This is a genomic window from Gemmobacter caeruleus, assembly GCF_008271655.1.
GTDB classification, from domain to species: Bacteria; Pseudomonadota; Alphaproteobacteria; order Rhodobacterales; family Rhodobacteraceae; genus Gemmobacter; species Gemmobacter caeruleus.
Map to the genome: position 1 here is coordinate 59498 of NZ_VKKX01000054.1, position 25578 is coordinate 85075.

At 66.4% G+C, this 25578-nt stretch carries 24 protein-coding genes and 1 tRNA gene; 18 read left to right on the forward strand and 7 right to left on the reverse strand.

Annotated features, from left to right (window positions below):
- The first annotated feature begins 47 nt into the window (after positions 1 to 47).
- Positions 48 to 701 (forward strand): YggS family pyridoxal phosphate-dependent enzyme, encoded by a 654-nt coding sequence (locus tag FOA17_RS18880; RefSeq protein WP_149143070.1) that lies wholly within the window; start codon positions 48 to 50, stop codon positions 699 to 701.
- Positions 702 to 704: 3 nt separating this feature from the next.
- Here FOA17_RS18880 and FOA17_RS18885 read toward each other — a convergent pair whose 3' ends face one another.
- Together FOA17_RS18885 and ribA are read right to left on the reverse strand one after the other, a co-directional pair.
- Positions 705 to 2591, reverse strand: a complete 1887-nt coding sequence (locus FOA17_RS18885; protein WP_149143071.1) for an alpha-amylase family protein — start codon at positions 2589 to 2591, stop codon at positions 705 to 707.
- Positions 2592 to 2651: 60 nt separating this feature from the next.
- Positions 2652 to 3740 carry a GTP cyclohydrolase II gene (gene ribA / locus FOA17_RS18890; RefSeq protein WP_149143072.1) on the reverse strand — a complete coding sequence of 363 codons (1089 nt, stop codon included), beginning with the start codon at positions 3738 to 3740 and terminating at the stop codon, positions 2652 to 2654.
- A 151-nt stretch (positions 3741 to 3891) separates the two neighbouring features.
- On the opposite strand from ribA, the gene FOA17_RS18895 reads away from it, so the two are divergent.
- The 3 genes from FOA17_RS18895 to FOA17_RS18905 all read left to right on the forward strand — a co-directional run bounded on the left by FOA17_RS18895 (position 3892) and on the right by FOA17_RS18905 (position 6194).
- Positions 3892 to 4578 carry a response regulator transcription factor gene (locus FOA17_RS18895; protein ID WP_149143073.1) on the forward strand — a complete coding sequence of 229 codons (687 nt, stop codon included), beginning with the start codon at positions 3892 to 3894 and terminating at the stop codon, positions 4576 to 4578.
- 446 nt (positions 4579 to 5024) lie between these two features.
- Entirely contained in the window at positions 5025 to 5342 is a 318-nt protein-coding gene (locus tag FOA17_RS18900; RefSeq protein ID WP_149143074.1) for a hypothetical protein, read from the forward strand.
- A gap of 63 nt (positions 5343 to 5405) precedes the next feature.
- The gene (locus tag FOA17_RS18905) at positions 5406 to 6194 is read left to right on the forward strand and encodes an exodeoxyribonuclease III (protein ID WP_149143075.1); all 789 of its coding nucleotides are present in this window, start codon (positions 5406 to 5408) and stop codon (positions 6192 to 6194) included.
- Here the strand turns inward: FOA17_RS18905 and FOA17_RS18910 are convergent, their stop codons facing one another.
- Positions 6195 to 6824, reverse strand: coding sequence for an SGNH/GDSL hydrolase family protein (locus FOA17_RS18910; protein WP_149143076.1), 630 nt, complete (start codon positions 6822 to 6824; stop codon positions 6195 to 6197). It lies immediately after the preceding gene.
- Between the two features lie 118 nt (positions 6825 to 6942).
- Between FOA17_RS18910 and FOA17_RS18915 the strand changes: the two genes are divergently transcribed.
- From FOA17_RS18915 to FOA17_RS18925, 3 genes are read left to right on the forward strand one after another with little or no spacing between them, the layout of a single operon-like run.
- On the forward strand, positions 6943 to 7845 hold the full coding sequence (locus FOA17_RS18915) for a thioredoxin family protein (protein ID WP_149143077.1): 903 nt from the start codon (positions 6943 to 6945) through the stop codon (positions 7843 to 7845).
- Between the two features lie 28 nt (positions 7846 to 7873).
- Positions 7874 to 8512 (forward strand): LON peptidase substrate-binding domain-containing protein, encoded by a 639-nt coding sequence (locus FOA17_RS18920; protein WP_149143078.1) that lies wholly within the window; start codon positions 7874 to 7876, stop codon positions 8510 to 8512.
- The gene (locus FOA17_RS18925) at positions 8509 to 8691 is read left to right on the forward strand and encodes a Trm112 family protein (protein ID WP_149143079.1); all 183 of its coding nucleotides are present in this window, start codon (positions 8509 to 8511) and stop codon (positions 8689 to 8691) included. The genes FOA17_RS18920 and FOA17_RS18925 overlap by 4 nt, the downstream gene beginning before the upstream one ends.
- Positions 8692 to 8700: 9 nt before the next feature.
- On the opposite strand, the gene FOA17_RS18930 is transcribed toward FOA17_RS18925, so the two are convergent.
- The gene (locus FOA17_RS18930; RefSeq protein WP_149143080.1) at positions 8701 to 9927 is read right to left on the reverse strand and encodes an FAD-dependent monooxygenase; all 1227 of its coding nucleotides are present in this window, start codon (positions 9925 to 9927) and stop codon (positions 8701 to 8703) included.
- An 83-nt stretch (positions 9928 to 10010) separates the two neighbouring features.
- Here FOA17_RS18930 and FOA17_RS18935 point away from each other — a divergent pair, with 83 nt between their 5' ends.
- The 5 genes from FOA17_RS18935 to FOA17_RS18955 all read left to right on the forward strand — a co-directional run bounded on the left by FOA17_RS18935 (position 10011) and on the right by FOA17_RS18955 (position 19366).
- Positions 10011 to 11339, forward strand: coding sequence for an amidase (locus FOA17_RS18935; protein ID WP_149143110.1), 1329 nt, complete (start codon positions 10011 to 10013; stop codon positions 11337 to 11339).
- 131 nt (positions 11340 to 11470) lie between these two features.
- Complete coding sequence (locus FOA17_RS18940) at positions 11471 to 12649, forward strand: aminotransferase class I/II-fold pyridoxal phosphate-dependent enzyme (RefSeq protein ID WP_149143081.1); 1179 nt, start codon at positions 11471 to 11473, stop codon at positions 12647 to 12649.
- 22 nt (positions 12650 to 12671) lie between these two features.
- Complete coding sequence (locus tag FOA17_RS18945) at positions 12672 to 16286, forward strand: DNA translocase FtsK (protein WP_149143111.1); 3615 nt, start codon at positions 12672 to 12674, stop codon at positions 16284 to 16286.
- Between the two features lie 102 nt (positions 16287 to 16388).
- The gene (mutL, locus tag FOA17_RS18950) at positions 16389 to 18227 is read left to right on the forward strand and encodes a DNA mismatch repair endonuclease MutL (protein ID WP_149143082.1); all 1839 of its coding nucleotides are present in this window, start codon (positions 16389 to 16391) and stop codon (positions 18225 to 18227) included.
- Positions 18224 to 19366 (forward strand): DNA recombination protein RmuC, encoded by a 1143-nt coding sequence (locus FOA17_RS18955; protein WP_149143083.1) that lies wholly within the window; start codon positions 18224 to 18226, stop codon positions 19364 to 19366. The genes mutL and FOA17_RS18955 overlap by 4 nt, the downstream gene beginning before the upstream one ends.
- A 2-nt stretch (positions 19367 to 19368) precedes the next feature.
- Here FOA17_RS18955 and FOA17_RS18960 read toward each other — a convergent pair whose 3' ends face one another.
- A complete protein-coding gene (locus FOA17_RS18960; protein WP_149143084.1) occupies positions 19369 to 20241 on the reverse strand; it encodes an N-formylglutamate amidohydrolase in 873 nt (290 codons plus the stop codon).
- 144 nt (positions 20242 to 20385) lie between these two features.
- On the opposite strand from FOA17_RS18960, the gene FOA17_RS18965 reads away from it, so the two are divergent.
- Together FOA17_RS18965 and ykgO are read left to right on the forward strand one after the other, a co-directional pair.
- Positions 20386 to 20460: transfer RNA gene (locus FOA17_RS18965), tRNA-Val, on the forward strand.
- 69 nt (positions 20461 to 20529) lie between these two features.
- Positions 20530 to 20655 (forward strand): type B 50S ribosomal protein L36, encoded by a 126-nt coding sequence (gene ykgO / locus FOA17_RS18970; protein ID WP_054302743.1) that lies wholly within the window; start codon positions 20530 to 20532, stop codon positions 20653 to 20655.
- A 61-nt stretch (positions 20656 to 20716) separates the two neighbouring features.
- Here the strand turns inward: ykgO and FOA17_RS18975 are convergent, their stop codons facing one another.
- On the reverse strand, positions 20717 to 21295 hold the full coding sequence (locus FOA17_RS18975) for a peroxidase-related enzyme (RefSeq protein ID WP_149143085.1): 579 nt from the start codon (positions 21293 to 21295) through the stop codon (positions 20717 to 20719).
- 116 nt (positions 21296 to 21411) lie between these two features.
- Here FOA17_RS18975 and FOA17_RS18980 point away from each other — a divergent pair, with 116 nt between their 5' ends.
- The 4 genes from FOA17_RS18980 to FOA17_RS18995 all read left to right on the forward strand — a co-directional run bounded on the left by FOA17_RS18980 (position 21412) and on the right by FOA17_RS18995 (position 24921).
- A complete protein-coding gene (locus tag FOA17_RS18980) occupies positions 21412 to 22023 on the forward strand; it encodes a glutathione S-transferase (RefSeq protein WP_149143086.1) in 612 nt (203 codons plus the stop codon).
- Positions 22024 to 22232: 209 nt separating this feature from the next.
- Entirely contained in the window at positions 22233 to 22793 is a 561-nt protein-coding gene (petA, locus tag FOA17_RS18985) for a ubiquinol-cytochrome c reductase iron-sulfur subunit (protein WP_149143087.1), read from the forward strand.
- Positions 22794 to 22804: 11 nt separating this feature from the next.
- Positions 22805 to 24115, forward strand: coding sequence for a cytochrome b (gene petB, locus FOA17_RS18990; RefSeq protein WP_149143088.1), 1311 nt, complete (start codon positions 22805 to 22807; stop codon positions 24113 to 24115).
- Positions 24116 to 24132: 17 nt separating this feature from the next.
- On the forward strand, positions 24133 to 24921 hold the full coding sequence (locus FOA17_RS18995; RefSeq protein ID WP_149143089.1) for a cytochrome c1: 789 nt from the start codon (positions 24133 to 24135) through the stop codon (positions 24919 to 24921).
- A gap of 113 nt (positions 24922 to 25034) precedes the next feature.
- Here FOA17_RS18995 and FOA17_RS19000 read toward each other — a convergent pair whose 3' ends face one another.
- On the reverse strand, positions 25035 to 25532 hold the full coding sequence (locus tag FOA17_RS19000) for a DUF4405 domain-containing protein (RefSeq protein ID WP_149143090.1): 498 nt from the start codon (positions 25530 to 25532) through the stop codon (positions 25035 to 25037).
- Positions 25533 to 25578: the final 46 nt, after the last annotated feature.

Consider the following 25578-nt stretch of genomic DNA (forward strand, 5'->3'; position numbering starts at 1 on the left):
TCTTTTTGGGTCCGGGCCATTATCCCGTCTGAAACAGGAGGGACCGCATGGCACTGGCAGAGATTTCCGCACGCATCGCCGCAGCCGAACGCGCCGCCGGGCGGCCCGAAGGCGCCGTGACGCTGATCGCCGTGTCCAAGGTGCAGCCGCTTGACCGTGTGGTCGCGGTGCTGGAGGCCGGGCATCGCATCTTTGGCGAGAATTATGTGCAGGAGGCCGCAGGAAAATGGCCCTCTCTGCGCGAACGCTTTGCCGGCACCTCGGTCCATATGATCGGGCCGCTGCAAACCAACAAGGCTAAGACCGCGCTGGAACTGTTTGACGCGCTACACACGCTCGACCGTCCGTCGCTGGCGGAAAAGCTGGCGCGCCTGGTGCAGATCCGCGGCACCTGCCCGGAACTGTTCGTTCAGGTCAATACCGGGGCCGAGCCGCAAAAGGCAGGCATATTGCCCGATCAGGCCGATGATTTCATCCGGGCCTGCGCGCTGATGGATCTGCCGGTGGCCGGGCTGATGTGTATCCCGCCCGAGGGCGAGGACAGCGCGCCGCATTTCCGCATGCTGGCCGCGATTGCGGCGCGCAACGGGGTTGCCGGCCTGTCGATGGGGATGAGCGGCGATTTTGAAAGCGCGATCGCCCATGGCGCGACCCATGTGCGCGTGGGCAGCGCGATCTTTGGCGCGCGCAGCTACGCCTGACGCTCAGACCAGCCAGAGCCGGGCCTGAGGCGGCAGCGCGATATGCCCGTCATGCAGCGCGACCGCGGCCTCTGACAGCTCGTCGTGAAAGCGGGTGATCCCCTGCGCGCGCAGCCAGTCGGCGGGCAGGTGGCTCCAGCCCTCGGAAAAGTTGTAGATACCCAGCAGGTTGTGGGTCGGCGCATGGCGGGCCGCGATGAACAGGCCCGGGATCGGCGCCGAGAGAATCTCGGTTGGCACGCCGCCATGCAGTTCCGCCACCGCCTTGCGCCGCGCCAGGATATGCCGCACGCCGCGGAAACAGCGCGCGGCAGGTGTGTCGGCGCTGTGCCGCGTGGCGGCAAGGGCCCAATCCATCATCGGACGATGCAGCCAGCGGCTGTCATGGGCATGGTCGGGCCGATCACGATAGCTGTAATCGTTCAGCGTCGCCAGTTCATCGCCCATATAGATCAGGGGGATACCGCCAAACCCCGCGATCAGCGCATGGCCCAGAAGCACCCGCTGCACCGCTTGTTCGGCGGCGCCCGCATCGCCCTCGCTCAGGGCCTTTTCCAGCCCGGCGAGCGAGGCAAAGCTGCCCGAAATCCGCTTGTCGCCGGTCGCCGGGTTTTCCTGAAACAGCGCGCCGCGCGCGAAACTGCCGGGAAAGCGCCCCTCGTAGAAATCCGCGAGATAGGCGCGATGTCCGGGCCCCGAGATGCCGAACACCGCCGCATCCTCATCGGTCACTGCCCAGCCGATATCGTCATGGCAGCGGATATAGGTCGCATAGGTCGCGTTGGTCAGCACCGGCGGGAAATGCGTCTGCATCACATGGGTCATCATCCGGGTGTCGCGCGTGGCCAGCGCGTTCCAGAACTGCACCATCAGGCTGTTGTGATAGGCCAGATTGCCCTCTTTGCCATCATGCGCACCGCGTCCGAAATAGGGCAGCATCTCGGCCGGGGCGACGATCGCTTCTTCCAGATGCAGCACGGCTGGGCAGGCAATACGGCAACAGGCGCGCAGCGCTTGCAGCAGCATATGCACCTCGGGCTCCGACTGGCAGCGCGTGCCGAGCCGTTTCCACATGAAGGCCACCGCGTCCAGCCGCAGCACATCCACCCCGCGATTGGCGAGGAACAGCATGATCTCGGTGATTTCCAGAAAGACCTGCGGATTGGCCCAGTTCAGATCCCACTGATGTTCGTTGAAGGTGGTCCAGACCCATTTCCCGAAATCGGGATAATAGGTGAAATTGCCCGGTGCATTGTCGGGAAATACCTCGACCAGGGTTTCCTCAAATCGCTTTGGTTCGGTATCGGAGTCGAACATCAGGTAATAGTCCTGATAGGTCGGGTCGCCCGCGCGGGCGCGTTCGGCCCAGTCATGTTCCTTGGCGGTGTGGTTCAGCACCAGATCGACACAGAGATTCATGCCACGCGCGCGCAGGGCGGTGGCGACGCTCTCCAGATCCTCCATCGTGCCATAGGCCGGGTTCACCGCGCGGTAATCCATCACGGAATAGCCGCCGTCGCTATCGCCTGGCCGGGGCTTGAGGCAGGGCATCAGATGCACATAGCTGACACCCAGATCCTCAAGATAATCCAGCTTGTCCAGCACTTTGCGCAGATCGCCGGCAAAGCGGTCGATGTAGAAGACATAGCCCACGCGATCAGGCCGCTGGAACCAGTCGGGTTCGAGGTCGCGTTGCAGGTCCAGCCGCCGCAGGTCTTTCGGTCGGTCAGCCCAGGCTGTGCGCAGCGCCGTCAGCAGGCGGTCGCGAAAGGCGGGATACTCCGCGCGATGGCCATAAAGCCGCTCCAGCATGGGCCAGAGATCGGGCGCGCTCCGCGCCAGACGCAGCGCAAAAATCTCGTCATCCTTCGCCACTGCCTTGCGCGCCATGCCATCCTCCGCCCTTGTGGGGGCAGAATAGCGATTTGAAAGCGTTTTGAGAAGCGCTTGCTACAGAAGATGCCCCGACTTGGTCGCCTTGGTCGCCAGATAGGCGCGGTTCTGCGCCGTCTCACCGACCTTGAGCGCGACACGCTCGGTCACGGTGATACCCTGGCCCTCCATCATGGCGATCTTGCGGGGGTTGTTGGTCAGCAGCCGCACCGCACCAAAGCCCAGCTGGCGCAGGATCGCGGCACCGATGCGGAAATCGCGCTCGTCATCCTCGAATCCCAGTCGATGATTGGCCTCGACCGTGTCAAAGCCCTGATCCTGCAAGGAATAGGCGCGCATCTTGTTGGCCAGCCCGATGCCGCGCCCCTCCTGGTTGAGATAGAGCAGCACACCCGCCCCCTCGGCTCCCATCTGGGCCAGCGCGGCGCGCAGTTGCGGTCCGCAATCGCATTTCAGACTGCCCAGCACATCGCCGGTGAAACAGGCCGAATGCAGACGCGCCAGCACGGGCTGATCGCGCGGGGGCTGGCCGATCTCGATTGCGTAATGTTCCTCGCCGCCATCCTCGGGGCGGAAGATATGCACCCGGCCCGCCTCGGAGGCCAGCATCGGCAGGCGCGCGGCGACGATCTCGTTCATCACCGCGGCGCGGTCCAACTCCGGCGCGGCCTCGGCCAGGTCGATCAGCGTCAGGTTCAGCCGCGCCGCCGCCGCGGCACCGTCGGTAACCGGCACCAGAAGCGCGGCCGGCAACAGATGCGCCGATTTCACCAGCCGCAGCGCCGCCCGGGCCAGCGCCGGATCGCCGTCGCGCAGGCAGAGGAACGGCCCCTTCATGGGCATGCGCAGATCATCGGCCGGGTCGGCCATGGCGCGCAGCCAGTCCACCCCCAGATCGGCGGGCACCGCGAGGCGGGCGCTGTCACCGTCATAGACCTGCGCGCGCAGCGTCTGCGCGCGCCGTGCGGTCAGCGCCAGTTCCGGCCTGCCGATCAGGCGCAGATCGGCGAGGCGCGGCTCGGTCAGCACCTCGACCGCGACGGCCAGCGCGGCGCGGCCCTGGCTGACCAGCACCACCGGCACGCCCATGCGCAGATCGCCCCGCGCGCGGGTCAGGCGTTCGACGATGCTCGGGCTCAGCGGCATGGCGGCTTCCTTTTTCCTTTCATGTAACGGTCGCGGCGCGGAATTGAAACATATCCCGGTCATGCGACACGTCCGCGTGAGGGTTCTGTCGCAAATCTTGTCGTGACGCCGGGCCTCGCGCATCTGTGAGGGGCAAACAAGGAGAGGTGCCATGGCCCAGCTTCGGAAGATCCTGCTCGTCGATGATGATGACGACCTGCGCGAGGCGCTGAGCGAACAGCTTGTGATGACCGAGGATTTCGACGTGTTCGAGGCCTCGACCGGGCTGGAGGGTATGGAAAAGGCCAAGGCCGACAATTACGACATCGTCATTCTGGATGTGGGCCTGCCCGATACCGACGGGCGTGAATTGTGCCGGCGGCTGCGCAAGGCCGGGGTGAAATGCCCGGTGCTGATGCTGACCGGGCATGATTCGGATGCGGATACGATTCTGGGTCTGGATGCCGGGGCGAATGACTATGTGACCAAACCCTTCAAGTTTCCGGTGCTGCTGGCGCGTATCCGCGCGCAACTGCGCCAGCATGAACAATCCGAGGATGCGATCTTTCAGCTTGGCCCCTACACGTTCAAGCCGGCGCAGAAGCTGCTGGTGGACGAGAAAGAACGCAAGGTTCGTCTGACCGAGAAAGAGACGAATATCTTGAAGTTCCTCTATCGCGCTCAACAAGGGGTTGTGGCGCGGGATGTGCTGCTGCATGAGGTCTGGGGCTATAATGCCGGGGTCACGACCCATACGCTCGAGACCCATATCTACCGTCTGCGGCAGAAGATTGAACCCGATCCCTCCAACGCCCGTCTGCTGGTAACAGAGAGCGGGGGTTACCGGCTGGTGGTGTGACGCATTCGCAACGCTGCGGCTTTAGGTGGAAATTAACATCTATGGGCCTTATTGTTGACAGGATGCGCACATAAATCTGGGTGAACGGCAGGGCGATGTTCCCCATTTCATCGTCTGGCCCATCGGTTCCCCTCGCCGTGTCGGGGTTATGACACGGCTCCTCCCTGTTGGACTGGCCGGGCATCTTGCCCGGCCTTTTTTCTGTCCGCCGCCCGGCGCGACATTGCTGGAATTCTCTTCTGGGTTGTGTTAGCCTGAACGGGTGAACGGCGCTTGGCAGTCTGCCGTTCGCCTCCCTGAGGGTGACTGGCCGGGCCTTGGGCCCGGTCATTTTCGTCTGGCCTGACGCGCGGCGCCGAATTCTCCCCCCTGGCGCGGCAGTTGAAACGCGGGGCCAAACCCCTATCTTTGGCACAAGGCGCACCCCGCGCCCGGAGGTCCGCGCAATGATCCTGCGTTGCATTCTGATGGTGGCCGGCCTGACCCTGGCCCTGCCGGGGCTGGCTCTGGCCGATGACGTGTCCTTTACCCTGTCGAACCAGACCGGGTCGGAACTGACGGAATTCTACGCCTCGCCCGTGGGCAGCGACAACTGGGAGGAAAACATCCTCGCCGGGGGCGCGCTGGCGGCCGGCAGCGAGGGGCAGGTGCAGATCGCCGGGGCCAGCGGCTGCGATTACGACCTGCGGATGGTCTTTGCCGATGGCGATGTGCTGGAAGACAAATCCAACATCTGCGAAGCGGGCACCTATACCATTCAGTAACCGCAGGCTCCGGGTTGCCCCAGGGCAGTCTGGCCCCTAGAAATAGGGGCCAAGGAGATGCCCATGACCTTTACCATTGCCACCTGGAACATCAATTCGGTCCGCCTGCGCGAGGCGCTGGTCTGCCGCCTGATGCAGGAGGAGGCGCCCGATATCCTCTGCCTGCAAGAGATCAAGACCCCGGTGGAAAAGTTCCCCTTCGACGGGTTCCGCGCCTTGGGCTACAGCCATGTCGTCGCGCGGGGGCAAAAGGGCTATAACGGCGTCGCCATCCTGTCGAAACAGCCGATCAGCGATGCCGGCGGCGAGGATTTCGCGGCCCTCGGCCATGCGCGCCATGTGGCGGCGCGGCTGGAAAACGGTGTGACGGTCCATAATTTCTATGTGCCTGCCGGCGGCGACATCCCCGACCGCGAACAGAACGTGAAATTCGGCCAAAAGCTCGATTACCTCACGCAGATGCGCGACTGGGCGCATGGCAACCGGCCTGAGCGGTCGATTCTGGTGGGCGATCTCAACATCGCCCCGCGCGAGGATGATGTCTGGAGCCACAAGCAGCTTCTGAAGATCGTGAGCCATACCCCGATCGAGGTGGAGCATCTGGGTGCCGCGCAGGAGGCCGGCCGCTGGGTGGATGTGACGCGGCAGGATCTGCCCGAGGGGCGGCTTTACAGCTGGTGGAGCTATCGCGCCGCCGATTGGGATGGCGCCGACAAGGGGCGCCGGCTGGATCACATCTGGGCCACGCCCGACATTTCCAACGCGGCGCATGGCTCGCGCATCCTGCGGCCCTGCCGGGGCTGGGATCAGCCCTCGGACCATGTGCCGGTGCTGGCGACCTTCGATCTGTGATCAGAGCCGCCGCACTGCCTCGGCCACGGCGGCGCCAAGGGTGGCATGGGCAGCGGCCTCGAAATGCACGCCGTCCAGCGGGCTGACCGCGATCACCTGACCCGCATCGAGGAACCCCGCCTTGCGCGAGGCCGCAAGCGCGGCATAAAGCGGCGGCAAGGCGCGGGATTTCGCGGCCGCCCCCCAGAAATCGGCGGCCAGAACGCCGGTTTCCATGACCGGCGGCGGGCAGATCAGCAAGACGCGAAAGCCGCCATGCCGGGTCTGCATCTCGGCCCCCGTCGCCAGATCGAGCAGCCCGGCGACCCCGCCCATCACGGTTTCGGGGCTGGCGCCAAAGCGGGTCTTCACGTCATTGGTGCCCAGCATGATCGTCAGCACGTCGATCGGCCCATGGCTTTGCAGCGCCTGGCGCAGGGCAGGGTGGCCGTTCATCAGCCCGTCCATGCCCGGATCGTCGAATTGCGCGGTGCGGCCGGGCAGGCCTTCCTCGACCAGATCCCAGCCAAGCGCGCGGGCCATGACCTGCGGCCAGCGGGTTGCCGCATCGAAACGGGCATAGGTCTCGGGGTCGGCCATGGGGGGCGTGCCGTGGGTATTGCTGTCGCCAAAGGTCAGGATGGTGGGCATTGCGCGCTCCTCGCGGGTTTGGCGCAGGCTATCGCCGCCGCGCGGTGCTGCAAACCCCCTTGGCCTTTGCGCCCGCGCCGCCCATATAGGGGGCAAAGCCATCCTGCGTGAGGATCCCATGTTCGGACTGACCGAAAACGCCCTGCCGCAAGGCGACCTGATCAAGGATTCGTCCGAGGCCACCTTCATGGCCGACGTGATCGAGACCAGCCGCGAAGTGCCGGTGATCGTCGATTTCTGGGCGCCCTGGTGCGGCCCCTGCAAACAGCTTGGCCCCGCGCTGGAGGCGGCGGTGACCGCGGCCAAGGGCCGGGTCAAGATGGTCAAGGTCAATGTTGACGAAAACCAGATGATCGCCGGGCAACTGCGCATCCAGTCGATTCCCACCGTCTATGCCTTTTGGCAGGGCCAGCCGGTCGATGGTTTCCAGGGCGCGCTGCCGGGATCCGAGATCCAGAAATTCATCGACCGCGTGGCGGGCATGGCCGGTGACGGCGGTCTGGGCGAGGCGCTGGACATGGCCGAGCAATCGCTGACCGAGGGTGACGCCCTCGGGGCGGCCGAAATCTTTGCCGCCATCCTGGGCGAAGATCCGGAAAACCCCGCCGCCTTTGGCGGTCTGGTCCGTGCGCATCTGGCTGCCGGCAATCTGGAACAGGCCGAGGCGTTCCTCGCCGGCGCGCCGGCCAGGATCGCGCAGGCGAAAGAGGTCGAGGCCGCCCGCGCCCAGATCGAACTGGCCAAGCAGGCCGCCAATGCCGGCCCCGAGGCCGAGCTGCGCGCCGCCGTTGCCGCCGACCCCGCCAACAATCAGGCGCGCTTTGATCTTGCCGTGGCGCTGAATGCCGCCGGCAAGGTCGAGGAAGCGGTGGATGAACTGCTCGATCTGTTCCGCCGCGACCGGGAATGGAATGACGGCGCCGCCCGGGCGCAGCTTTTCACCATTTTCGATGCGCTGAAGCCGCAAGACCCCATTGTGCTGAAGGGGCGGCGCAAGCTTTCGTCAATGATCTTTGCCTGATCGCCGTGGGCGGGCTAGGCTCTGAACCATGACAAGAACGACCGATCTGCCGGAGGTGATCCCGGTCTTTCCCTTGCCCGGGGCGCTGTTGCTGCCCCGGGGCCGTTTGCCGCTGCATATTTTCGAGCCGCGCTATCTGGCCATGCTGACCGATTGCATGAAGACCGATCACCGGCTGATCGGCATGGTGCAGCCGCATGACACGCCCGGCGGGCAGCGGCTGCATCTGATCGGATGCGCCGGTAGGCTGACCGGGTTTTCGGAAACCGAAGATGGCCGCTACATGATCACGCTGACCGGCATCTCGCGGTTCCGGCTGCGCGACGAGGTGGAGGGTTTTACCCCCTATCGCCGCTTTGCCGTGGATTGGGCGCCCTTTGCCCGCGATCTGGCCGGGGCCGAGACCTATCCCGGTTTCGACCGCGCCGGGTTTCTGGATCTGCTGGCGCGCTATTTCGCCTCGCAGGGGCTTTCGACCGATTGGGACAGCCTGCAAGAGGCCGAGCCCGAGCTGCTGATCACCACGCTGTCGATGCTGTGCCCCTTCGACGCCGCCGACAAGCAGGCCCTGCTGGAGGCGCCCTCGTTGCCCACGCGCTGCGAGACGCTGGTCACTTTGATGGAAATCGCCCTTCGGGGCGGCACGGACGGGGAGCCGCTGCAATGATGGACACGGTCACGGTAGAACGCCGGATGCTGGAATCGCTGGTCTGCCCGGTGACGCAGGCCCAGTTGACCTGGGATGCGGAGCGGCAGGAGCTGATCTCCAAGGCGGCCAATCTGGCCTTTCCGGTGCGCGACGGCATCCCGATCATGCTGGTTTCCGAGGCGCGCCCGCTGGAATAGCGCCGCGCCTCAGATCGGCCGCCCCGCCAGCAGCCGCGGCAGATCGCCGGTCAGCCCCGCCGCCTGCCGCATGAAGCCGCGCCGCAGCCCCGGCATGGCATTCACCAGCCCAAGCCCCAGATCGCGCCCGGCGCGCAGCAGCGGGTTGTCGTTGGAAAACAGCCGGTTCACGCTATCCATGCCAAGCGCCAGCACCGTGCTGTCGAACCGCCGCCAGCGCTGATATTGCTCCAGTGTGGTCAGGCTGCCGAAATCCTCGCCGCGGCGATGCGCCTCGATCACGACCTGCGCCAGCGCCGCCACGTCGCGCAGGCCAAGGTTCAGGCCCTGCCCGGCGATCGGATGCACGCCGTGCGCCGCATCGCCCACCAGTGCCACGCGTGGCGCGACAAAGCTGTTGGCCAGCGTCAGGTTCAGCGGATAGGTGAAACGCGCGCCGGCCAGCGCGATCTCGCCCAGAAAATCGCCGAAACGCGGGCGCAGCGCGGCCAGATAGCCGTCATCGTCCAGCGCGTGAATGGCCTGCGCGGTGGCGTCACTCTCGCTCCAGACGATGCTGGAATGGTGCCCCCCTGCCAGCGGCAGGATGGCCAGCGGCCCCGAGGGCATGAAGAACTGATGCGCGGTGCCCTCATGGTGCTTTTCGTGCCGGATCGCGGTGACCAGCGCGGTCTGGCCATAGCCCCAGCCGCTGCGGCGGATGCCCGCGCGGCTGGCCACGCCCGATTGCCGCCCGTCGCAGCCCACCAGCAGCCGCGCCGCGATCTGCCGGCCCGATGCCAGCGTGACCGTCACTCCCTGCGGGTCAACCTCTTGTGCCGTCACGGTTTCGCCGGACAGAAGCGTGATGCCCGGCATGTCGCGCAGAGCGGCCAGAAAGGCCGCGTAAAGATGCCGGTCTTCGACCATGAAGCCCATCGGGCCTTCTTCCAGTTCCGCCGAATCAAAGCCCAGCCAGAGAGGGGAGGGGCCGCGCCCGGCCACCCCGTCGCTGGCCTTGATCTTCAGGATCGGCTGGGGGCTTTCGATCCGGGGCCAGACGCCCGTCACCGCCAGCAGCCGCCGCGACGCCAGCGCCAGCGCATAGGCCCGCCCGTCAAACCCCGCCTCGGCGCGGGCCGGGGCAGGGCGGCTGTCCACCACGATGACCTTCAGCCCGCCCTGGGCCAGTGCCAGCGCCAGCGCCGGCCCGTTCAGCCCGCCGCCCGCAATCAGAATGTCGCAATCTTCGCTCATGGCGCCACTATGCCCCGCCGTTCGGGATTGTCCATGCGTTGTTGCGCCGCTAGCGTGGGGCGAAACAGGAGGGTCGGGCGATGATGGACAAATGGCTCGGGCGGAGCGCGGCGGATCTGGGCCGCGCGATCGAGGCGGGCAAGATCAACCCGGTGGACCTGACCGAAGCCTATCTGGACGCGATCGCCCGCCACCCCGAGGCACGCCAGATCTATGCGCGCACCACCGCCGATCACGCCCGTTCGACCGCCGTCGCCGCGGCAGGACGGCAGCGCGCCGGCACGCGGATCGGTCCGCTGGATGGTGTGCCGCTCAGCTGGAAGGACAATTTCGATGTGGCGGGCGTGGCCTGCGAGGCCGGCAGCGCGCTGCTGAAGGGCCGCATCCCCGCGCAGGATGCCGAGGTGCTGCACACCGCCACCACACAGGGCCTGGTCTGTCTGGGCAAGACCCATATGACAGAACTGGCCTTTTCCGGACTTGGCCTCAACCCGGTGACGGCGACGCCGCCTTGCATCAACTTTCCCGGTGCGGTGCCGGGCGGGTCATCCTCGGGCGCGGCGGCGTCGGTGGCCTTCGGGCTGGCGGCGGCGGCAATCGCGTCGGATACCGGCGGATCGGTGCGCCTGCCCGCCGCCTGGAACGATCTGGTCGGGTTGAAGACCACGCATGGGCGGCTGTCGCTCAAGGGTGTGGTGCCGCTTTGCGAACAGTTCGATACGGTCGGGCCGCTGGCCTCTACCGTCGAGGATTGCGCGCTGATCCTGTCGGCGCTGACCGCGCGTCGGCCGGCGGATCTGAAAGGCGCCACGCTGACCAATGCCCGGTTCGGCGTGCTGGATACCGTGGCCTTCGACCAGATCCGCGAGGCCCCCGCCAACGGGTTCGAGGATGCGCTGCATCGCATGGCCAATGCCGGCGCCACGATCGACCATTTCACCGCCCCCGAAGTGGCCGAGGCGATGGACCTGGCGGGCCTGCTGTTCACCCCCGAGGCCTATGCCATCTGGGGCGAGGTGATCGAGGGCGCGCCGCAAAAGATGTTTCCCCCGGTGCTGGAGCGGTTCCGCGCCGGCGCCACCGTCAAGGCCACCGAATATGTGCGCGCCTGGCGCCGCCTGGGCGATCTGCGCAAGGAATGGGAGCGGCGGACCGGCGGCTTTGACGCCGTGCTGCTGCCCACTTCGCCGATCCTTCCGCCCGATGCGCAGCGCCTGATCGACGATCACGCCTATTTCACCGCCGAAAACCTGCTGGCCCTGCGCAATACCCGCATCGGCAATCTGATGGGGCTTTGCGTGTTGACCCTGCCCACCATGCAGCCCTCTTGCGGCCTGTCGCTGATGGGGCCGGCCATGCAGGAGGAACGGCTGTTGCGGCTGGGCGCCGCGGTGGAGCATGCGCTTGGATAAGGCGCGGGCAAAAACGCCACAACCTGCGTGACGCCCCCACCTTTGGTGTGTCGTTTTGCTGGACCGGGAAGAACTTGCCCGTTATCCTGCCTGTCAAACGGGGCGATACGACCCTGACATGAGGCAGTATAATGGCGTTTCCTGAGCGGTTCTCGAACCTGCCGGATTATGCGTTTCCGCGTCTGCGGAAGCTGATTGATCACATGCCCCCGGGCGGTGCCCCGCTTGCCATGACCATTGGCGAGCCGAAGCATGACATGCCCGCCTTTGTCGGGCCGATCCTGGCGGCGAACCTTGCGGGCTTCGGGGTCTATCCGCCCAATGACGGGACGCCCGAATTGCTGGGCGCGATCTCGGGCTGGGTGGCGCGGCGCTATGGCGTGACCCTGGCCGAGGATCGGCTGATGGTGCTGAACGGCACGCGCGAGGGGCTGTTCAACGCCTGCATCGCGCTGAGCCCGGAAACCAAGCGCGGCAAGCAGCCGGTCGTGCTGATGCCCAACCCGTTCTATCAGGTCTATGCCGTGGCCGCGCTGACCGTGGGGGCAGAACCTGTCTATGTGCCGGCCACCGCCGCCACCGGCCATCTGCCCGATTATGCCGGCCTGCCCGCCGATCTGCTGGATCGCGTGACCGTGGCCTATATCTGCTCGCCCGCCAATCCGCAGGGTGCCGTGGCCAGCCGCGACTATTGGAAGACGCTGCTCGCGCTGGCGGAAAAGCATGATTTCCAGATCTTCGCCGATGAATGCTATTCGGAGATCTGGCGCACCGCCCCGCCGCCCGGCATTCTGGAGGTCGCAGCCGAGATCGGCGCCGACCCCGAACGCGTGGTGGCCTTTCATTCGCTGTCGAAACGGTCGAACCTGCCGGGCCTGCGGTCGGGTTTCGCGGCTGCCGGGCCGCAAAGCATGATCCGCCTGCGCAAGCTGCGCGCCTTTGCCGGGGCACCGCTGCCCCTGCCGCTGCAACGGGTGGCCGAGGCCGCCTGGGCGGATGAGGATCACGTCACCACCTCGCGCGCGCGCTATCAGGCCAAGTTCGCCATGGCCGACCGCATCTTTGGCGGCATGCAGGGCTATGCTTCGCCCGAAGGGGGCTTTTTCCTGTGGCTGCCGGTCGAGGATGGCGAGGCGGCGACGGTCAAGCTCTGGACCGAGACGGGGGTGCGGGTTCTGCCCGGCGCCTATCTGTCGCGCGATGTGGCCGGGCAGAACCCCGGCAAGCCCTATATTCGCGTCGCGCTTGTCGCGGCAGAAGAAGAAACCGAGCGTGGCCTGACCCGGCTGCGCGATTGTCTTTACGGCTGAGGTTCCCATGGCTCTTTATCAGATGCGTCAACGCGACCCGCTGGTGGACCCCAATACCCAGGCCGCATTGGAACGCCGGGCGCGCGAATTGATCGGGCTGGGGCTGATGGCGCTGGCGACGATCTTTGTCGCCATGCTGCTGAGCTATTCGCCCGAGGATCCGGGCTGGCTTGTCGCCTCGGACCAGCCGGTGAGCAACTGGCTGGGCGGGCTGGGGGCGGCGATCTCCTCGACCCTGATGATCATCATCGGGCGCGGCGCCTGGGCCATTCCGCTGATCCTGTTCGCCTGGGGGTTGCGCTTCGTGCTGCATCGCGGGGCTGACCGGGCGATGTCGCGCATGGTCTTTGCGCTGATCGCGGTGGCGATGGTCTCGGCCTTTGCCGCGACCCATGTCCCGGGCGAGGCCTGGGAACGCGCGCATACCTTCGGTCTGGGCGGCCGCTTTGGCGATGCCGTGGTGGGGGCGCTGCTGGGTGTGGCCCCGGTCAAGGCGACCTTCGGGCTCAAGCTCATGTCGCTGCTGATGGGGCTGGCGGCGCTGGCGATGCTGAGCTTCGTCACCGGCGTTGACCGCGAAGAACTGCTGGCGCTGCGGCATTTCCTGGCGGTCGGGTCGGTCATGACCTATTCCCAGGCGATGCAGCTTGCCGGTCGGGGTGGGGTCGGGGCAGTGCAGGCCGCGCAGGCCTTGCAGGAACGCCACCGCCAGCGCCGCGCAGATGCGCAGGCCCTGCGCACCGCCGAGGCCGATCTGATGGCCCGCGCGCCGGTCAACCTGTCGGCGCCGCCGCCCATGGCCGCCGCCGGCGCCCGCCGCAGCCGGGTGATCCGCGCCGAGATGGAGCCGCCGCTGTCGCATCACCCCGAAGACGATTTCGTGCTGGAAGATGACGCCGACTGGCAGCCCGATTACGGGACCGCGACGCCGCTGCGCGGCATGGCTGCGCCCATGCCCCAGCACGCGCCCATGGCCGAGGGCTATGAGCCGATACCCATGGCCGCGCCGAAAAAGCGCGAAGGGCTGTTGGGGCGCCTGTTCTTTGGCGCGCCCGAGCCTGAAATCCCCGAAATCCAACCCGCGTTTGAAGACTTCCAGATGGCCGACGACGACCTGCCCCCCGAAGACCGCATCAAGGCGCGCATCTCGGATGTGATCCGCAACCGCGTGCGGCTGGGCAAGGGCGCCGCGGCACCGCAGCCGCATATGACCCCGCTGCAAGCCGCGATCGCCCGCCGCGAACCGGCACTGGCACGGCGGGTGCAGCCGGGCCTGCGGGCAGAGCCGCCGCTGGTGGCCGCCCCCGTCGATCCGGCCGCGATGCCGGCGATGACTGCGGTATCGGCCGCCGTGGCCTCGGCCGCGGCGCGAGCGGCGGCGGCACAGCAGCAACTGGCGCAGCAGGTGGCACAGCGCCCCGTCGCCCCCATGACGGCCCCTGTCTTGGCCCCGGTGGCCCGGTCGGCCCTGGCCTCTCCGGCGATGCCGCCGCTGATGCTGCACCCGGCAGCCCCGCAATCTGCCGCACGACCGGCCCAGGGCGCGGCAGCCGCGGCCGCTTCGGCCGTGGCGGCGGCGATCCGTGCCGGCGCCGCCCGGGCGCAAGGACTGGCCCCGCAAGAGGTGCCGCAGGCCGGTCGCCCGGCGCCGCTGTCGCGCCCCCTCGGCGCACCGGCCGCGATGCAGCCGGCCCCGGTGATCGAACCCGTGGCCGAGACCATGGCCGAACCCGTCTGGGACGAGGCCCCCGCGCCCGCCCCGGCCTTCCTGCGCCGCAGCGCCCCCGCGCCGCACCTGCCGGAGCCGTCTTTCGGCCTGTCAGACGATCTGGCCGATTATGGCGACGATCCCGCCGATTGGCAGCCCGATACGCAGGACGATTTCGCCGAGGACGATTATACCCCCCTTGGCGCCGCGCCGATGCAGGTGCCGGGCAATCCGATGCCGCTGCGCGTCGCACCGCAACGCGATGGCGCGCTGCCGCATCCCGCGGCGCCGCTGGTCGCGCCCGAGGTCAAGCGCGGCGTGGTGCAGCACCCGGCGAAAAAGCCGCTGCAACCCTCGACCCGCGCCGTGGCCGAGGCCCAGCCCCGCCTGCGGTTCGAGGATCAGGTGACGCAGGAATACGAACTGCCGCCGCTCTCGCTTCTGGCATCGGCCTCGACCGTTCAACGCCATGCGCTGTCGGATGAGGCGCTGGAAGAAAACGCCCGCATGCTCGAATCCGTGCTGGATGATTACGGCGTGAAAGGCGAAATCGTCTCGGTCCGTCCCGGTCCCGTTGTCACCATGTATGAACTGGAACCCGCGCCGGGCCTCAAGGCCAGCCGGGTGATCGGTCTGGCCGACGATATCGCGCGGTCGATGTCGGCGCTGTCGGCGCGGGTCTCCACCGTGCCGGGCCGGTCGGTGATCGGCATCGAACTGCCCAATGCCAGCCGCGAAAAGGTGGTGCTGCGCGAGATCCTCGCCGCGCGCGACTTTGGCGACAGCAACATGCGGCTGCCGCTGGCGCTGGGCAAGGATATCGGCGGCGACCCGGTTGTGGCCAACCTGTCCAAGATGCCCCACCTGCTGATCGCGGGCACCACTGGCTCGGGCAAGTCGGTCGCGATCAACACCATGATCCTGTCGCTGCTCTACAAGCTGACGCCCGAGGAATGCCGACTGATCATGATCGACCCCAAGATGCTGGAACTGTCGGTCTATGACGGCATTCCGCACCTTCTGTCGCCCGTGGTGACCGACCCGAAAAAGGCGGTCGTCGCCCTGAAATGGGTCGTGGGCGAGATGGAGGAACGCTATCGCAAGATGTCGAAGATGGGCGTGCGCAACATCGACGGCTATAACGGCCGCGTGCGCGAAGCGCAGGCCGCGGGCGAGATGTTCCGCCGCACCATCCAGACCGGCTTTGACGAGGATACGGGCGAACCCGTGTTCGAGACCGAGGAATTCGCCCCGGTCGCGCTGCCCTATATCGTGGTGATCGTGGACGAGATGGCCGACCTGATGATGGTCGCCGGCAAGGAGATCGAGGCCTGCATCCAGCGTCTTGCGCAGATGGCGCGGGCCTCGGGCATTCACCTGATCATGGCGACGCAGCGGCCTTCGGTCGATGTGATCACCGGCACGATCAAGGCGAACTTCCCCACTCGGATTTCCTTCCAGGTCACCTCCAAGATCGACAGCCGCACCATCCTGGGCGAACAGGGCGCCGAACAGCTGCTGGGGCAGGGCGACATGCTCTATATGGGCAATGGCGCGCGCATCACCCGCATTCACGGACCCTTCGTTTCGGACGAGGAGGTCGAGGAGATCGTGAACCACCTCAAATCCTTTGGCCCGCCGCAATACATGTCGGGCGTGGTCGAAGGCCCGGATGACGAGGTGGCGGGCGATATCGACGCGGTGCTGGGGCTCAATGCCGGCGGCAATACCGATGGCGAGGATGCGCTTTATGATCAGGCCGTGGCGATTGTCGCGCGCGACCGGAAATGTTCCACCTCTTACATCCAGCGCAAGCTGGGCATCGGCTATAACAAGGCCGCGCGCCTGGTGGAACAGATGGAGGAGGAGGGCGTCGTGACCCCCGCCAACCATGTCGGCAAGCGCGAGATCCTGATCCCCGAAGCCTGACCCCGAACCCCGCCGCAACCGGCGGGGTTTTGCTTTGCCCGGCCGTGTGGCGGGGGTGAAAGCCCATGGCCGAATCTGCCCGCCCATGCTAGGTATCGTGGCATGATGCTCGATACCCCCAAGATGACGCGGCCTGTGATCCGCCAACTGGACGAAGCCGCGATCAACCGCATCGCGGCAGGCGAGGTGGTGGAGCGTCCGGCCTCGGCCGTCAAGGAACTGGTGGAAAACGCGCTGGATGCCGGCGCCCGGCGCATCACGGTCGATTATGCCGAGGGCGGCAAGACCCTGATCCGCGTCACCGATGACGGCTGCGGCATGACCGGCGATGACCTGCCGCTGGCGCTGTCGCGCCATGCCACGTCCAAGATCGACGGGTCGGATCTGCTGAATATCCGCAGCTTCGGCTTTCGCGGCGAGGCGCTGCCCTCGCTGGGCGCGGTGGGTCGGCTGAGCCTGACCTCGCGCGCCGAGGGGCACGAGGCGGTGTCGCTGGCGGTCGAGGGCGGACGCATGGGCGCGCTGCGCCCCGCCGCGCTGAGCCGGGGCACGGTGGTGGAACTGCGCGATCTGTTCTTTGCCACACCCGCGCGGCTGAAATTCATGCGCTCGGACCGGGCCGAGATGGGCGCCATCGCTGATGTCGTCAGACGGCTGGCGCTGGCCGAGCCGCATGTCGGCTTTACCCTGCGCGATGTGACCGGCGGCGGCGAGGGGCGGGTGGTGTTCCGCGCCGAGCCGGAGAATGGCGATTTCTTTGACGCGCTGCATGGCCGGCTGGCCCGGGTGATCGGCACGGATTTCACCGACAACGCGCTTCGCATTGATCTGGACCGCGAGGGGCTGCGGCTGGTCGGCTATGCCGCGCTGCCCACCTATTCGCGCGGGTCGTCGGTGGCGCAATTCCTGTTCGTGAATGGCCGCCCGGTGCTGGACAAGCAATTGTTCGGCGCCCTGCGCGCGGCCTACATGGATGTGCTGAGCCGCGACCGCCATCCGGCGGCGGTGCTGAACATCCAGTGCGACCCCGAGCGCGTGGACGTGAACGTCCACCCCGCCAAGGCCGAGGTGCGGTTCCGCGAACCGGCGCTGGTGCGCGGGCTGATCGTTTCGGGGCTGCGGCTGGCGCTGAGCGGGGCGGGGCATCGCGCCTCCAGCACCGTCGCGACCGAGACGCTGGAGGCGTTCCGCCCCGAACCGGCCCCCGCGCCCCGCATCTATCAGATGGACCGCCCGTCGCAGCCCGTTCTGTCGCGCGCCTATGCCGCGCAGGCCCCGGCGCCGCTGCCGGATTTCGGCTTTGCCGAGGCGCCCTCGGCACGGGTGGAGGCGGTAGCCCCCCCCGCGCCCGACCTGACCGAACGCCCGCTGGGCGCCGCGCGTGCGCAGCTGCACGAGAATTACATCATCGCCCAGACCGCGCGGGGCATGGTCATCGTCGATCAGCACGCCGCGCATGAGCGGCTGGTCTATGAACGGCTGAAGGCCCAGGCGGCAGAGACGGGCATCGCGGCGCAGGCGCTGTTGATCCCGGAAATCGTCGATCTGTCGGAACCCGACGCCGCGCGGCTGCTGGACATGACCGAGGATCTGGCCGGGCTGGGGCTGGTGATCGAACCCTTTGGCGGCGGTGCCATTGCGGTGCGCGAAACCCCCGCACTGCTGGGCAAGATCGACGCCGCCGCGCTGATCCGCGATATACTCGACGATCTGGCCGATCTGGGCCGGTCGGACCGGCTGAAAGGCCGCATCGACGCGGTGCTGAGCCGGATGGCCTGCCATGGCTCGGTCCGCTCTGGCCGCCAGATGCGCGCCGAGGAGATGAACGCGCTGCTGCGCGAGATGGAGGCGACCCCGATGTCGGGCCAGTGCAACCATGGCCGCCCGACCTATGTCGAGCTGCGCCTTGCCGATATCGAAAAACTGTTCGGACGCCGATGATCCGCCTGGGCCCCCTTGAACTGATGTGGAACGATCCGCTGGTGCTGGCCGTGGCGGGTGTGCTGGCACTGCTGTTCCTGATGCTGTGGCTGACGCTGCGGGCGGCGCGCGGGGCCTCGGCGCCCATGGTGCAGCAGGTGGGGCTGATGGCGCAGCGCGTGCAGTCGCTGGCTGAAGGGCAGGAGCGGCTGGCCGGCGGCCTGCACCACGTCTCCGAGGCGCAGGCAATGAGCCAGACCGCGATGTTACAGGTGATGGAACAGCGCCTGGCCGAGGTGCAGCGCCAGATGGGCGACAGCCTGCATGGCACCGCGACCCGCACCGCGCGCAGCCTGGGTGAATTGCAGCAGCGGCTGGAAACCATCGACAAGGCGCAGGCAAATATCGAGAAACTGTCGGGCAATGTGCTGTCCTTGCAGGATATCCTGTCGAACAAGCAGACCCGCGGCGCCTTTGGCGAGATCCAGTTGCACGATATCGTGCTGAAGGCGCTGCCCTCGGATGCCTATACGATGCAGGCCACGCTGTCGAACGGGCGACGCGCCGATTGTCTGGTGCATCTGCCCCAGCCCCCCGGCCCGATCGTGATCGACAGCAAGTTCCCACTGGAACCCTATGAGGCGTTGCGCCGCGCCCAGACCCAGCCTGAATTCGATGCGGCGGCCCGGCTGTTGCGGCAGGCGGTGCGCAGCCATATCCGCGCCATCGCCGACCGCTATATCCTGGAGGGCGAGACCGCCGACGGCGCGCTGATGTTCCTGCCCTCCGAGGCGGTCTATGCCGAATTGCACGCCAATTTCCCCGAACTGGTGCGCGAGGGGTTCGCGGCAAAGGTCTGGATCGTGTCGCCCACCACCTGCATGGCCACGCTCAACACCATGCGGGCGGTGCTGAAGGATGCGCGGATGCGCGAACAGGCCGGTGCCATCCGCAAGGAACTGGCGATGCTGTATCAGGATGTCTCGCGGCTGGGGGAACGCGTCGCCAATCTGGACCGCCATTTCGGCCAGGCCGCCAAGGATATCGACGAGATTCGCATCAGCGCCGAAAAGGCGGGCAAGCGCGCCCGCCGGCTGGACAATTTCGATTTCGAGGAACTGGCGCCCGAAACACCGCCGATGATCGGCGCGGCGGAATAGCGCTATTCCGCGGCCAGCGCGCCGGGCGGGGCCATGCCCGCGACGATTTCGGCCAGCACCGACCCGATCAGGCGGCGGAAGACGTCGAAATCGGCGCGTTTTTCGATACGGGCCTCGTGCATGTAAAGCGCGCGGTCGATCTCGATCTGCACGGCGTGATGGCGGCGCGAGGGGCGGCCATAGGCCTGGGTGATATGCGCGCCGGCAAATGGCACGTTCCGCGCCACCCGCAGACCGGCGCCACGAAAGGCGGCCTCGATCCGGTCCACCACATCGCGCGCGGCAGCGGCGCCGAAACGGTCGCCCAGCACCACATCGGGCTGCGGTGCGCCCAGCCGTCCATGCCCCTCGATCGCCTCATGCGGCATCGAATGGCAATCGAGCAGCACCGCCTGGCCAAAGCGACGGTGCGTTTCCTCCATCAGGCCGCGCAGGGTGAGGTGATAGGGGTGCCAGAACCGCTCCAGCCGCAGCTCGGCCTCGGCCCGGGGGATCTTGCCGCGATAGATCGGCCGTCCCTGCGCCACGACGCGGGGAATCACCCCCAGCCCGGAACAGATGCGCGGATTATGCGGCATCCGCGTCACACCTTCGATCAGCGCGGGGTCCAGCTCATCAGGGGCGCGGTTCAGATCGACATAGGCGCGCGGCACATTGGCCAGCAGCAGCGGCGCCCCCAGATGGGGCGCGTCGGCAAAGAGTTCGTCCACGAAAGCATCCTCGGACGACCGCAGATGATGCGAATCGAGCGCGGAACCCGCCAGAAAGGCCCGCGGATAGACCCGCCCGCTATGCGGCGAGGAAAATACCAGCGGCACCGCCTGTTCAACGGGGCGGATCAGGTCGCAGGCTTCGGTGGCGGTGCGGTGAACCATGCCCCCAGATATAGCGCAGAAATTTTCTGTGCCGAAACCCTCTTGATCCCCCCGGCGACTCTCTTTATAGACCGCTCCACCGACGCGGGGCTGCCGCGCCTGTTCTTTTGGAACAAGGGCTTGTGGCAACACCGGACGGAGCGTGGGCGGTTAGCTCAGCGGTAGAGCACTACGTTGACATCGTAGTGGCCACTGGTTCGATCCCAGTACCGCCCACCATTTTCACCGCTTTCGCAAGAAGGCACGAGTTTTCAAGGCGCACGCGCGCCGCGATATGGAGAGATGGCCATGAAGGTCAAGAACTCGCTGCGCTCGCTGAAGACGCGTCACCGCGACTGTCAGGTTGTGCGCCGTAAAGGCCGGGTCTATGTGATCAACAAGACCCAGAAGCGCTACAAGGCCCGTCAGGGCTGAGGCGTTCTGCCAGCAGATTGAAAGGCCGCGCGGGTAACCGGGCGGCCTTTTGCTTTGGCGATCAGCGCGCCATGGCGTGATATTCGGGGTTGGGCCGCATCTCGACCGCCGCGGCCAGCCGGTTCGACATGTTGTAGAACGCGGCAACGGCGCCGATATCCCAGATGTCATGGTCGTTGAACCCCTGCGCCCGCAGCAGGGCGCGGTCGGCCTCGGCCATCTCGGCGGGGCTATTGGTCAGCTTGACCGCAAAGGCCAGCATGGCACGCTGGCGCTCGGTGATCTCGGCCACGCGCCAGTTCTGGGCGATGGTCTCGGCCAGGGCGGGGTTGCCGGTCAGCTGCCGCAGCGCCGCGCCATGGGCTGTCAGGCAATAGACGCATTCATTCTGCGCCGAAACCGCCACCGCGATCATCTCGCGTTCGGCCTTGGTCAAGCCCGAGGGCGCCAGCATCAGGTCGTTATACATCGCGGAAAAGGCGCGCAGCTTTTCGGCGTCAAAGGCATAGGCCAGAAGCACATTGGGAATGAGGCCCAGCTTTTCCTGACATTTGCCGAAATAGGCGGCAATATCCTCGGGCAGCGGGCTTTCGGGTTCCAGGTCAAGCGCGGTCGCCCGCGCGGTATGGCTGTCGGTCATGGTGTCCTCCCTCTCGGGAAGCCTGCTATGACAGGTCGGCCGCGCCAACCGGGATCTCGCCCGGCGCAAAGTGACGTTACGGCATATCGACCGCAGATGATTCGGAAGGAGACCCCATGCGCCTGTTCCATTCGCCGACCTCGCCCTATGTCCGCAAGGTGCTGGTGGCCTTGCAGGAAACCGGATTGCTGGGCCGGGTAACGCTGGTGCCGGTGGCGGGCACGCCGGTTGCGCCGGATGCCACGGTGACGGCGCTGAACCCGTTGGGCAAGATCCCGGCGCTGGAACTGGACAGTGGAGAGGTGATCTATGACAGCCGCGTCATCTGCCGCTGGATCGACGCCGAGGCGGGCGCCGGGCTGTATGGTCCCGCCGGCGCGGAATGGCCGATCCTCACGCTGGAGGCGACGGCGGATGGCATTCTCGATGCGGCCTTGCTGATGGTTTACGAATGGCGTGTCCGCCCCGAGGAGCGGCGTCATTCCCCTTGGGTGGAAGGGCAATGGGGCAAGATCGCCCGCGCGCTGGACGCGCTGGAAAGCCGCTGGATGGGGCAGTTGAACGGGCCGCTGAACATGGGGCAGATCGCCGTCGGCGCGGCGCTTGGCTATCTGGATTTCCGCCATGCCGACCGCCCCTGGCGCGCCGCCCACCCGCATCTGGCAGCCTGGGAGGCCGAATTCTCGGCCCGCCTGTCGATGCAGCAAACCCGGCCGCCCGCGGCCTGAGCCCCCTGTTAGCGCCCGCATAGGAAGCGCCGGGCGCGCCTTCAAGGTCACACCGCGACAAAAGCGCCATTTCGCTGCACCTGCGCGCCTTTGACCGCTGGACGTGAGAGGAGGGCTTGGCTAAAACCCGCGCATCCGGGTTGCGGGAAACCGCCGCCCCCGATTTTGCATGGGTCGCATGAGGCGGCCCTTGAGAGGGAGAAGATCTCGTGTCCCACGCAGAAGATCACGCAGGCACCCGTCGGGATTTCCTGTACTACGCCACGGCCGGGGCGGGCGCTGTCGCGACCGGCGCCGCCGTCTGGCCGCTGGTCAACCAGATGAATGCCTCGGCCGATGTGCGCGCGCTTGCCTCGATTTACGTCGATGTGTCCACGCTGGCCGTCGGGTCGCAGCTGACGGTGAAATGGCTGGGCAAGCCGGTCTTCATCCGCCGCCGCACCGCCGAGGAAATCGAGGCCGCCCGCAAGGTTCAGATGTCGGAACTGGTGGACACGAGCGCCGAGAATGCCAACAAGCCCGACGCCGATGCCGAGGACCAGAACCGTTCGCTGGACGAAGCCGGCGAATGGCTGGTGATGATGGGCGTCTGCACCCACCTGGGCTGCGTGCCGCTGGGCGATGGCGCCGGTGAATTCGGTGGCTGGTTCTGCCCCTGCCACGGCTCTCATTACGATACGTCGGGCCGCATCCGCAAAGGGCCTGCCCCGCGCAACCTGCCGGTGCCGGTGGCCAAATTCGAAAACGAAACCACGATCAAGCTGGGCTGAGGGAGAGACCGATGGCCGGAATTCCGCACGACCATTACGAGCCCAAGACGGGTATCGAAAAGTGGCTGCATTCGCGCCTCCCGATTGTCGGGCTGGCCTATGACACGCTGATGATCCCCACGCCCAAGAACCTGAACTGGATGTGGATCTGGGGCATCATCCTGACCTTCTGCCTTGCGTTGCAGATCGTGACCGGCATCGTGCTGGTGATGCACTATACCCCGCATGTGGACCTGGCCTTTGCCAGCGTCGAACACATCATGCGTGACGTGAACGGCGGCTATGCGCTGCGTTACCTGCACGCGAACGGCGCCTCGCTGTTCTTTGTCGCTGTCTATCTGCACATCTTCCGCGGTCTCTACTACGGCAGCTACAAGGCCCCGCGCGAAGTGACCTGGATCGTCGGCATGCTGATCTACCTGGCCATGATGGGCACCGCCTTCATGGGCTATGTGCTGCCCTGGGGTCAGATGTCCTTCTGGGGTGCGACCGTGATCACCGGGCTGTTCGGCGCCATCCCGGGCATCGGGCCGGATATCCAGGCCTGGCTGCTGGGCGGGCCGGCCGTCGATAACGCGACGCTGAACCGCTTCTTCTCGCTGCACTACCTGCTGCCCTTCGTGATTGCCGCGCTGGTCGCCGTGCATATCTGGGCCTTCCACACCACCGGCAACAACAACCCCGCCGGGATTGATGTGCGCCGTGGCTCGAAAGAGGAAGCGCAGAAGGACACCGTGCCGTTCTGGCCCTATTACGTCATCAAGGATCTGTTCGCCCTGGCGGTGATTCTGGTGGTGTTCTTTGCCATCGTCGGCTTCATGCCGAACTACCTTGGCCACCCCGACAACTATATCGAGGCGAACCCGCTGGCGACGCCCGCGCATATCGTGCCGGAATGGTATTTCCTGCCGTTCTACGCGATCCTGCGCGCCTTCACCGCCGATGTCTGGGCCGTGCAATTCGTGCAGTTCATCACCTTCGGCATCGTGGACGCCAAGTTCTTTGGCGTGCTGGCGATGTTCGGCGCGATCGCGGTCATGGCGCTGGCGCCCTGGCTCGATACCTCGCGCGTGCGCTCGGGCAAGTATCGCCCGATGTTCAAATGGTGGTTCGCGCTGCTCTGCGTCGATTTCATGGTGCTGATGTGGGTGGGCGCGCAATCGACCGAGTTCCCCTATGACTGGATCTCGCTCATCGCCGCGACCTACTGGTTTGCCTACTTCCTGATCATCCTTCCGCTGCTCGGCATCATCGAAAAGCCGCTGCCGCTGCCGGCGACGATCGAGGAAGACTTCAAGGCCCATTATCCGGCGGCCGAGTGAGAAAGGACGTGACGAAGATGCTTCGCAAAATCGCAATCGCCGCTGTCACGACGCTGATGATGGCGCCCGGCGCGGCCCTGGCCGCAGGCGGCACCGCCCATATCGAGGACATCGCCTTCTCGTTCGAGGGGCCGTTCGGCAAATATGACAAGCACCAGCTTCAGCGCGGGCTTCAGGTCTTTACCGAGGTCTGCTCGGCCTGCCACGGCCTGAAATTCGTGCCGATCCGCACGCTCGCCGATGAAGGCGGGCCGGAATTGCCCGAGGATCAGGTGCGCGCCTATGCCGCCACCCTGTCGGTGATCGACAAGGAAACCGGCGAGGAACGCGCGGCCATTCCGGCCGACAAGTTCCCGGCCAATACCGGCGCCGGCGCGCCGGACCTGTCGCTGATGGCGAAGGCCCGCGCGGGCTTCCACGGCCCCTACGGGCTGGGGATCAACCAGTTCGTCAAGGGTATCGGCGGGCCGGAATACATCCACGCCATCCTCACCGGCTATTCCGGCGAGGAAAAGGAAGAGGCCGGTTCCACCTTCTATGAAAACCACGCCTTCCCCGGCGGCTGGATCAAGATGAACCCGCCCCTGTCGGACGATCAGGTCACCTATGAGGACGGCACGCCCGCCACGGTCGATCAGATGTCCCGAGACGTGTCGGCCTTCCTGATGTGGACGGCGGAACCCAAGCTGATGGATCGCAAGCATATGGGCTTTGTCGCCGTGCTGTTCCTGATCGGCCTCTCGGCCCTGCTCTACCTGACCAACAAGAAGATTTGGGCCGGCGTGAAGGGCAAGAAACTGGTCTGATCCGGGCCAGTGGCAAAAGAAAGAACCCCGCAGGAAACTGCGGGGTTTTTTGTTGTGCGGCTGTTGGGGGCAGGCGCGTCGATGCCGGCGCGAGGGCCGCTGTTGACGGTGGCTCACTCGCTGCCCAGAAGGGCGGTCTGCACCTCCATCAACGATTTGCCCGAGGCTGTCGCGGCCTCGGACAGCGGGCCGCTGCCGGGGGTGACGCCCGCGGCGGCAAGGCGCGCGGTCGCCTGTTCCACCGTCAGGCCAAGCGCGGGCGCCACCACGGCAAGCGGTTGCTGCATCACCTGATTGGCCAGACGGAACGGGGCCGGGCCGCCTCGGGTGCCGCCCGCATCTCCCGAGGGCAGCAGGAACACCCCGGCGGCGATGGTCGAAACCACCAGCGCCACGATCATCGGGCCACGCTTGAAATAGCTGACCATCGGCCGCCAGTTGCGCCACAGATGCAGCACGAAGGGGACGATCAGCGCCAGCGACAGGATTTCATGCATGCCATGAAAGCCCGAGGGGCCGATGTGGAAGAACAGCGCCAGCCCCGAAATGAGCGAGACAAGGAAAAGCCCCGTGATGAAGGGCGTGGCGTAACGGTAGAACAGGCTCGACATGATGGCTCCGGTCAGGGCGGCGAAAGGGTTCTTGCCGCTAACGCCG

What these genes read in the sequence shown, in the direction of transcription:
- mutL (WP_149143082.1), top strand. Translation starts at nt 16,389, where the DNA reads ATGATGCTCGATACCCCCAAGATGACGCGGCCTGTGATCCGCCAACTG.
- FOA17_RS18995 (WP_149143089.1), top strand. Translation starts at nt 24,133, where the DNA reads ATGCTTCGCAAAATCGCAATCGCCGCTGTCACGACGCTGATGATGGCG.
- FOA17_RS18930 (WP_149143080.1), bottom strand. Translation starts at nt 9,927, where the DNA reads ATGAGCGAAGATTGCGACATTCTGATTGCGGGCGGCGGGCTGAACGGG.
- ykgO (WP_054302743.1), top strand. Translation starts at nt 20,530, where the DNA reads ATGAAGGTCAAGAACTCGCTGCGCTCGCTGAAGACGCGTCACCGCGAC.
- FOA17_RS18905 (WP_149143075.1), top strand. Translation starts at nt 5,406, where the DNA reads ATGACCTTTACCATTGCCACCTGGAACATCAATTCGGTCCGCCTGCGC.
- FOA17_RS18900 (WP_149143074.1), top strand. Translation starts at nt 5,025, where the DNA reads ATGATCCTGCGTTGCATTCTGATGGTGGCCGGCCTGACCCTGGCCCTG.
- petB (WP_149143088.1), top strand. Translation starts at nt 22,805, where the DNA reads ATGGCCGGAATTCCGCACGACCATTACGAGCCCAAGACGGGTATCGAA.
- FOA17_RS18915 (WP_149143077.1), top strand. Translation starts at nt 6,943, where the DNA reads ATGTTCGGACTGACCGAAAACGCCCTGCCGCAAGGCGACCTGATCAAG.
- FOA17_RS18960 (WP_149143084.1), bottom strand. Translation starts at nt 20,241, where the DNA reads ATGGTTCACCGCACCGCCACCGAAGCCTGCGACCTGATCCGCCCCGTT.
- FOA17_RS18935 (WP_149143110.1), top strand. Translation starts at nt 10,011, where the DNA reads ATGGACAAATGGCTCGGGCGGAGCGCGGCGGATCTGGGCCGCGCGATC.
- FOA17_RS18975 (WP_149143085.1), bottom strand. Translation starts at nt 21,295, where the DNA reads ATGACCGACAGCCATACCGCGCGGGCGACCGCGCTTGACCTGGAACCC.
- FOA17_RS18880 (WP_149143070.1), top strand. Translation starts at nt 48, where the DNA reads ATGGCACTGGCAGAGATTTCCGCACGCATCGCCGCAGCCGAACGCGCC.
- FOA17_RS18945 (WP_149143111.1), top strand. Translation starts at nt 12,672, where the DNA reads ATGCGTCAACGCGACCCGCTGGTGGACCCCAATACCCAGGCCGCATTG.
- FOA17_RS18940 (WP_149143081.1), top strand. Translation starts at nt 11,471, where the DNA reads ATGGCGTTTCCTGAGCGGTTCTCGAACCTGCCGGATTATGCGTTTCCG.
- FOA17_RS18925 (WP_149143079.1), top strand. Translation starts at nt 8,509, where the DNA reads ATGATGGACACGGTCACGGTAGAACGCCGGATGCTGGAATCGCTGGTC.
- FOA17_RS18910 (WP_149143076.1), bottom strand. Translation starts at nt 6,824, where the DNA reads ATGCCCACCATCCTGACCTTTGGCGACAGCAATACCCACGGCACGCCC.
- FOA17_RS18885 (WP_149143071.1), bottom strand. Translation starts at nt 2,591, where the DNA reads ATGGCGCGCAAGGCAGTGGCGAAGGATGACGAGATTTTTGCGCTGCGT.
- FOA17_RS18895 (WP_149143073.1), top strand. Translation starts at nt 3,892, where the DNA reads ATGGCCCAGCTTCGGAAGATCCTGCTCGTCGATGATGATGACGACCTG.
- FOA17_RS18920 (WP_149143078.1), top strand. Translation starts at nt 7,874, where the DNA reads ATGACAAGAACGACCGATCTGCCGGAGGTGATCCCGGTCTTTCCCTTG.
- FOA17_RS18980 (WP_149143086.1), top strand. Translation starts at nt 21,412, where the DNA reads ATGCGCCTGTTCCATTCGCCGACCTCGCCCTATGTCCGCAAGGTGCTG.
- FOA17_RS18955 (WP_149143083.1), top strand. Translation starts at nt 18,224, where the DNA reads ATGATCCGCCTGGGCCCCCTTGAACTGATGTGGAACGATCCGCTGGTG.
- ribA (WP_149143072.1), bottom strand. Translation starts at nt 3,740, where the DNA reads ATGCCGCTGAGCCCGAGCATCGTCGAACGCCTGACCCGCGCGCGGGGC.
- FOA17_RS19000 (WP_149143090.1), bottom strand. Translation starts at nt 25,532, where the DNA reads ATGTCGAGCCTGTTCTACCGTTACGCCACGCCCTTCATCACGGGGCTT.